This window comes from Okeania sp., assembly GCF_983059655.1.
Map to the genome: position 1 here is coordinate 1 of NZ_CEZPJD010000915.1, position 2,918 is coordinate 2,918.

Annotated in this window: 2 protein-coding genes and 1 pseudogene; 1 reads left to right on the forward strand and 2 read right to left on the reverse strand. The window is 34.8% G+C overall.

What is annotated here, in order from left to right; translation table 11 throughout:
• A pseudogene (locus AC3DU7_RS30115) lies at nucleotides 1-181 on the reverse strand (protein kinase domain-containing protein); the annotation flags it as partial.
• 77 nt (nucleotides 182-258) lie between these two features.
• Nucleotides 259-1,641, reverse strand: coding sequence for a serine/threonine protein kinase (locus tag AC3DU7_RS30120; RefSeq protein ID WP_488042914.1), 1,383 nt, complete (start codon nucleotides 1,639-1,641; stop codon nucleotides 259-261).
• Nucleotides 1,642-1,920: 279 nt separating this feature from the next.
• Here AC3DU7_RS30120 and AC3DU7_RS30125 point away from each other — a divergent pair.
• The coding region (locus tag AC3DU7_RS30125; RefSeq protein ID WP_488042915.1) for a dipeptide epimerase at nucleotides 1,921-2,918 on the forward strand (998 nt) is incomplete at its 3' end.

Consider the following 2,918-nt stretch of genomic DNA (forward strand, 5'->3'; position numbering starts at 1 on the left):
GCTCAAAAAGTTCTAATATTTTCCAGTCTTTTGTTTGTTGTAAAGAAACAGCTTTAACTGCTACTCGCTGATAATTTGTCAGGTCTTCTGCTTCATAAGTAATTCCCATTCCTCCCTGTCCCAAAGCAGTGACAATACGGTATCGTTGAGCAATAATATCATTAGGTTGGTGTAAGGTCATATTTCCTATCCTATAGAAAAATATTTATTCTATTTCACTCCTGACTAACTCAGATTAATCCAATATTTTCCTGATATTTAGACATTTTTATCGGGTTTTAATTGTTTGATAAAATCTCTAATTTCAGCAATTACCCATTCTTTTTCTATTCTATTCAGAGAATAGCCAAACTTAGATTTACCCAAAAACGTAGACGTTTTTTTTCCAACTTTACATAAAAACGTGATAACTTCTCTACTATTTTGAAAATCCTGCTCAATATGAACTCGCATTATATCTTCTGTTTGAGCTGTAACTGTATGACTAAATATCCAATAATTCCAGTTAATCAAAAACTTATTTTGATGTATTTTGATATTAGTTTTATGGAATAAGTCAAATAATGCATAGCAGAAAATAGGAGTCAGTATTAATGAAGTAAATAGCCACAGAATTATAGGGTTTATTAGGTATGACGCAGACGCAGAACAGTATAAATAATTAATAAATAATAGAAAAGGCATAAATATAAATAAAGCTATCTCCGGTTTTTCTCCTAACGGAGATGGAATATCTATAATTAAACTTGTAGATGTTTTTTTCAGAGTTACTTCACTGGCTTCAGGTTTTTGATGAGAGTATTTAACTGAAGAGGAAGCAGAATAAATTATTTCTGACTTATTATTAAGTACATTCAAAGCTGCTGTTGCCCACTGAAATCTATCTTCCCAAATCGGTTCTAATATTACTTCTAACCAATTCATAAATTCTGGTGAAATTTTCACACAAGAGCGAATATCTATTTTCATTCTTTTTTGAGGTAATTCATCTGGGGAACGATGAGTTAATAAATACAGTAAAGTTGCACCTAAACTATATAAATCTGATGCACAATAAGCTTTTCCTTGTAACTGTTCTGGTGGCATATATCCAATAGTTCCGACAAAGGTTCCACTCAAAGACATTGTATTTCGATAAATATCTTTAACTGCCCCAAAATCTACTAAAAATACTTGACTATCAGGTTGTAAAATAATATTTTCTGGTTTAATATCCCGGTGAATTATTGGCGGATTTAATTGATGTAAATAACTGAGAATGTTCAAAATTTGAATCGCAAGATTTTTAACTTGTATTTCTGTCGGATGCCAACCTTTTTTCACCCAATTTGCTAAGGAATTTCCCCACACTAATTCACGAATTAAATAAAAGCATCTATCTTGCTCTGTATCAATATAAAAATAATTCAAATATTTGGGAATTTGAGGATGATGCAAATTGGCGATGACTTTAGCTTCCCGCTCAAAAAGTTCTAATATTTTCCAGTCTTTTGTTTGTTGTAAAGAAACAGCTTTAACTGCTACTCGCTGATAATTTGTCAGGTCTTCTGCTTCATAAGTAATTCCCATTCCTCCTTTTCCCAAAGCAGTGACAATGCGATATCTTTGAGCAATAATATCATTAGGTTGGTGTAAAGTCATTTCAGTTATCAGTTATCAGTTATCAGTTATCAGTTATTAGTATTTTCTACAAAAGCAGGAGACTTAATACCAGAAATTTTCGGTCATATTCACTATTTTATTCTATTTTATAGCAGTCGAAACAAAGGTTAGGACATTTACAAAGGCTTAAACTCAGTGAGGGATTACTTTTAACTTTTGACTTTTGACTTTTGCCTTGCGCGTAGCGCTATACCTCAGACTAATTTGTATCAATCCAATTTGATGTAAGGTAGCAGAGAATAATTAAATTTATTAATCATGCAAATTCAGATTCAAACATTTACTGTCCATAAAAGATTTCCTTTAACTATTAGTCGAGGAACTACTGCCGAAAGTAACAACATTTTGGTAAAAATACAACAAGAAGGTATTGAAGGTTGGGGGGAAGCTTCACCTTTTTCTTTAGGGAAAAAACCACAAACTACAAAAATTTTACAGCAAGCTTTAGAGCAACTTACCCCTGCTGTAAAAAAGTTTACTCCACTTGACAGACAACAAATAGAGCAAGTCTTAATAGAGTTAGAAATACCATCAGCCGCTAGAGCAGCTATTGATATGGCCTTGCATGACTGGGTAGGTAAAAAAGTAGGGTTGCCTTTATGGCGACTTTGGGGGTTAGAACGCGATCGCATTGTTCCCATCTCAGTGACTATTGGTATCAGCACCCCCGAAGCTGCTAAACAGAGAGTGCGAAACTGGCTAGAATTTATTGATGCGCGGGTATTAAAAGTAAAATTAGGTAGTCCGGAAGGTATTCAAGCAGACAAGGCAATGTTGATGGCAGTGAAAGAAGAAGCACCAGCAGATGCTTTGTTATATGTAGATGCTAATGGGGGTTGGAGTCTAGAGGATGCGGTAAAAATATGTGACTGGTTGGCTACAGTTGGGGTTATTTATGTGGAACAACCATTAGCTGCTATTTCAGCGATCGCCGATCTACCTCATCTTTACAGGCGATCGCCCTTACCTATTTTTGTAGATGAAAGTTGTTTTACTGCTAAGGATATTCCCGTTTTGGCAGAAATGGTGCATGGCATCAATATTAAGTTGATGAAGTCTGGGGGGTTAACTGAAGCAATGCGGATGGTTTATGTAGCTAAAGCTTGTGGGTTGAAAGTAATGTTTGGTTGTTATTCTGACAGTTGTTTGGCAAATACAGCAGCAATACAGCTTGCTCCCGTAGCGGATTATTTGGACTTGGATAGTCATCTCAATTTGATTGACGATCCGTTTATTGGTGCAGTGATGGAAAAAGG

Excerpts from the sequence above, each read along its gene's own strand:
- AC3DU7_RS30120 (WP_488042914.1), bottom strand. The coding sequence starts at position 1,641 with ATGACTTTACACCAACCTAATGATATTATTGCTCAAAGATATCGCATT.